This is a genomic window from Pseudomonas sp. (assembly GCF_050739655.1).
GTDB lineage: Bacteria > Pseudomonadota > Gammaproteobacteria > Pseudomonadales > Pseudomonadaceae > Aquipseudomonas.
Window position 1 is genome coordinate 1 of sequence record NZ_JBOIBY010000274.1, and the last position, 4,475, is coordinate 4,475.

Consider the following 4,475-nt stretch of genomic DNA (forward strand, 5'->3'; position numbering starts at 1 on the left):
AATCTACTGACCGCCAGGGCGCGCCTTCACTCGAGGAAAGCAACTTACTCAACGGGTCCACCGGGCTCCGGACTCGTCGTAGATCTCAGTGGATTTGATGCCCCGGGCATCAAGGCGGATCTCGTCCCTTCGACCTCCGTGACGATCATGAACCTCGATGTACTTGTTGCCACGGGCATCAAGTCCACAGAGATCAGCAACACCCATTCACCCTCGACAAACCGAACAGACCGCATTCAGCTTTTTGGCTGCCCTTGACCCCCAACTGTCGCAACGTTCTCGCCCAAGCTTATGCGAGGACAACACCGTGGCCGATCACTATCAGCTCAACCTGGGTTCATTGCGCAGCAGTATTACGCTAACCCTGCACACCCACCACGCCGCCCGTATCTGGCAAGGTCGGACCGCACGCGAAGGCGTTCACTCGATCATGGGCATGGCCGGCTACATCAGTGTTACCAACCTGATCAAACAAACCGCGGCTCAGGACGACCCCTATGCCGACTGGGCCATCGTGCAACTCGAAGAAAAACTGATGCAGGCCAAAGCGGGAATGTTGGAACTGACCCAGCAGCTGGATCGGATCAGACAGGACCTGCCGACCCAGATCGACATGAGCGACAACCTCAACATCCACCCCGTCACCTTGCCGTTGTACATCGGCAGCCAGCTGGGTTTTCTGGCGGTCTATCTGCTGACCGACTACGACACCCTGGTGCGTCGCACCCTGCTGGCCCATCACACCGCCTTGATCGGCCGCATCGATATGGAAGCCTGGATCGACGACGGCGCCCATCTGCTGCGCAGCCTTTTCGGCCAGGCGCAGCGCTATCGACATGCCGGCGCCACACGCGATGACATGGCGGCGAACAACGCCCGTGCCCTGGCGGCGATCGATAAATTGGGTTTGCCCCCCATGGACATCCTTGAGGGTCATCGCCGCTCCCAGTTCGCGCCGCCAATCATTCGTCGTGGTGCTGTGGCAGTGGATGACGCTGACGCGTTGGAAGAGGTAGCGGCAGAGCACCCTGCGACAGTGGATGAGCCGGAGGACGAAGCATGATTCCCACGATCCCGGCTCAACCAATGCTCTTCGAAACGTTGACACCGGATGCCTATCGACAGCTCGAACACGCAGCCTCCCTAAAAGGCCTTTTAAAACCTTTTAAGGGTAAGGGGGAGTTGGAGCACCTGGCGCAGGCGGCAAGGGAAATCGAGGCGCAGTTATGTCACCTGATGGAGGCTGTGGTGCAGCGAGCCGGACGGCCCCCTTACTCACTGCTGGATATTCGATTGGTGCTGCAGAACACCAGCGCTGGCAGCACCTTTTTGCGTTGGCGCACCCGTGACTTCGCCCGCATGGGGGTTGCAGTCTGGGAGTGCCAGGTCCGCAACCAAGCCCTGCCGCAGACCGTACGCGAGGGACTGCACCGTTTCGAGTGCGAACGCATCGCACTGAACCTACAGATGAGTGTGGTGCATTCGCTCTACCGCCAGGCCACGACCTGCGCGATCAAAATGGGCAGCGCCGAACGGCTGCTGCGCCAGTTCACAACCGCAGTGGAGGTATCAGGATGAGTACTTTTTTTGTCGGCGAAGGCAACATCGGCAGTGCGCCAGAGTTCCAGGAGTTTCCATCAGGCAATGACGAGCCACGGCGTTTGCTGCGGCTGAATGTGTACTTCGACAACCCCGTGCCACGCGAGGGTAGCTATGAAGACCGAGGCGGCTATTGGGCGCCGGTTGAACTCTGGCACCGCGAAACTGAACACTGGAGCACCCTGTACCAGAAAGGCATGCGCGTGCTGGTCGAAGGCCGCACCGTGCGCGATGAGTGGGAGGACAGCGAAGACAATGCGCGAGTCACCTTCAAGATCGAGGCCCGCCGAGTCGGCATCCTGCCTCACCGCGTGCACAGTGTGGTCATGCGCGAACGCTCCAGTGAACCGACGGCATCTGCGACACACGTCGGCCAACATACAGAGCAAGCCAGTTCACCTGCACCGAAACCCAAAAAGCGCAAGGGGTCGCCACCTACAGACTGATCGATTTCAGGCATAAAAATTGCGCCTTTGCGCGAAATTGCAGGACGGTCATTACTCGCTGCTCGTGAAGATCCACACCACCGTCCAGCCGCAACGCGCTAGCAGCCTTGGCCCATTCAAACCGACCGTCACCGACTAATATGAGGAACCTGCCATTCAGGTTTCTCATTCTCAGCACTGCTACTTCCAACCACGCTGCTCCGAACTCAATCCGGAGCAGTTCTATGCGCCTCTTCCTCTGCGAGAAACCTTCCCAGGGTCGGGATATCGCCAAGGTACTCGGAGCCACCCGGCGCGGTGATGGTTGCCTGATCGGCACCGACTCAACCGTCACATGGTGTATCGGCCATCTGCTGGAGACAGCCCCACCCGAAGCTTATGGCATTCAGTACAAGAGTTGGTCGTTGGATCATCTACCGATCATTCCCACGCAGTGGCAGGTCGAGGTCAAACCCAAGACTGCGGCACAGTTCAACGTCATCAAGCGGCTGCTCGGTGAAGCCACCGCCGTCGTCATCGCCACCGATGCCGATCGCGAAGGTGAGATGATTGCCCGCGAACTGCTGGAGCTCTGCAAGTATCGAGGTCCCGTCCAGCGCCTCTGGTTGTCCGCACTCAACGAGGTGTCGATTCGTAAAGCATTGTCTTCGCTGAAATCTGGTCGAGAGACCTTTCCGCTCTATCACTCAGCCCTGGCCCGTAGCCGTGCCGACTGGCTGATGGGTATGAACCTCAGTCGATTGTTTACCCTACTCGGTCGGCGGGCGGGTTACGACGGTGTGCTGTCAGTTGGACGCGTCCAGACACCGACCCTACGCTTGGTGGTCGATCGGGATCGTGCGATTGCCAGCTTCGTGTCGGTGCCCTACTGGGAAGTGGATGTGCACCTGTCCTCAATGGGGCAACCATTCATCGCGTCGTGGTTACCACCCAGCTCAGGACGAGATGAGGCCGGTCATTGCCTGCAACAGGCGCTCGCCAGTCAGACAACCCAAGCGATCTCTAGCGGCAAGCCCGCCATAGTACTCTCGCTGCAGACGGAGCATTTCCGTGAAGCGCCACCCCTGCCCTTCGACCTGAGCACCCTGCAAGAAGTCTGCTCGCGCAAATTAGGGCTGGGGGTTCAGGAAACCCTGAATATCGCCCAAGCCCTGTATGAAACCCACAAAGCCACCACCTACCCACGCAGCGATTGCCGCTATTTGCCAGCGAGTATGTTCGACGAGGTACCCACGGTATTCGATGCCCTGCTCAAAACCGATCCCGCGCTACAACCCGTATTTGAAAAACTCGATCGATCATTACGTTCCCGCGCCTGGAACGATGCCAAGGTCACCGCGCACCACGGCATTATCCCCACCACCGAACCGGCAAACCTTGCACGGATGTCCGAACAAGAACGCAATGTCTACGAACTGATCCGTAGCTACTACCTGGCACAATTTCTTCCGCCGCATGAAATTGATCGGACCCAGGTCGAACTGGAATGCGGCGCAGAGCGATTGATCGCGGTTGGGAAACAGATCCTGGTCCAGGGTTGGAAAGGCTTGCTCTACGACAACACCGAGGAGGATGAGCCCAGTCAAAAGTCCCAAGTATTACCCGTCTTGCAACACGGTACGCAGTGCGCAGTGGACGACGTCGAACTCAAGTCCATGCGCACTGCCGCTCCCAAACCACTGACCGAGGGCGATCTGATCAAGGCGATGAAAAACGTGGCCAAACTGGTCAACGACCCACGCCTGAAACAAAAACTTCGGGACACTACCGGTATCGGCACCGAAGCCACGCGAGCCGGCATCATCAAGGGCTTGATTGATCGTGGTTATTTGTCGAAGAAAAAGCGTGCGTTAATGGCTACGGCGGCGGCCCATACTCTGATTGAAGCGGTACCCGGAGCAATCGCCGATCCGGGCATGACCGCGATTTGGGAACAGGCCCTGGACGAAATCGAAGCGGGACGTCTGACCCTGGAGGTGTTCGTCGCCAAGCAGGCAAACTGGATTGCACAATTGGTCGAACACTGCGGAGCGCTCACCTTGGCAGTACCGGTCGAAGCCGGTCCGCTTTGCCCCACTTGCAACGCCCCAATGTTCAGGCGTAAGGGTAAATCAGGGCCGTTCTGGTCATGCTCCCACTATCCGGATTGCAAGGGCACTATGCCGATCAGTAAAGATACGCGTCGCTCATGATGTTCCATGGGACGATCATCATGAGAACGGTGCGTTCTCTGCCTTGACGTCGTCCCACGCTCTCTGCTGTAGTGTTTTAGGTTCACCGCCAACGGCGACCCAAGACCGATTCGCTCCGGGTAGCTCGGTCGGACCCCTTGAGTTCGGAGCCTTCTCTTCTGCGGAATTCATTCCCGTTTTGTGCTTGACCTGATCGTGGTGGCGGATGACCGCTGTTGCCTCTACCAGACAACAGCGG

The 4,475-nt window shown here is 58.3% G+C and carries 5 protein-coding genes; all 5 read left to right on the top strand.

The annotated features are described in order from the left end of the window. A partial coding sequence (locus tag ACRESJ_RS13660; RefSeq protein ID WP_431758361.1) for a hypothetical protein occupies positions 1 to 258 on the top strand: 258 nt, incomplete at its 5' end. Positions 259 to 307: 49 nt separating this feature from the next. Continuing rightward, positions 308 to 1,063 carry a PFL_4669 family integrating conjugative element protein gene (locus ACRESJ_RS13665; protein ID WP_103406469.1) on the top strand — a complete coding sequence of 252 codons (756 nt, stop codon included), beginning with the start codon at positions 308 to 310 and terminating at the stop codon, positions 1,061 to 1,063. Next, positions 1,060 to 1,578, top strand: a complete 519-nt coding sequence (locus tag ACRESJ_RS13670; RefSeq protein WP_431758362.1) for a DUF3158 family protein — start codon at positions 1,060 to 1,062, stop codon at positions 1,576 to 1,578. The genes ACRESJ_RS13665 and ACRESJ_RS13670 overlap by 4 nt, the downstream gene beginning before the upstream one ends. Next, positions 1,575 to 2,045: a single-stranded DNA-binding protein gene (locus ACRESJ_RS13675; RefSeq protein ID WP_103406471.1), complete on the top strand. Its 471-nt coding sequence runs from the start codon at positions 1,575 to 1,577 to the stop codon at positions 2,043 to 2,045. The genes ACRESJ_RS13670 and ACRESJ_RS13675 overlap by 4 nt, the downstream gene beginning before the upstream one ends. 224 nt (positions 2,046 to 2,269) lie before the next feature. Further along, positions 2,270 to 4,237, top strand: a complete 1,968-nt coding sequence (locus ACRESJ_RS13680) for a DNA topoisomerase III (protein ID WP_431758363.1) — start codon at positions 2,270 to 2,272, stop codon at positions 4,235 to 4,237. The last annotated feature ends 238 nt before the right edge of the window (positions 4,238 to 4,475 follow it).

Coding starts and splice junctions, on each gene's coding strand:
- ACRESJ_RS13670 (WP_431758362.1), top strand. CDS start 1,060: ATGATTCCCACGATCCCGGCTCAACCAATGCTCTTCGAAACGTTGACA.
- ACRESJ_RS13675 (WP_103406471.1), top strand. CDS start 1,575: ATGAGTACTTTTTTTGTCGGCGAAGGCAACATCGGCAGTGCGCCAGAG.
- ACRESJ_RS13680 (WP_431758363.1), top strand. CDS start 2,270: ATGCGCCTCTTCCTCTGCGAGAAACCTTCCCAGGGTCGGGATATCGCC.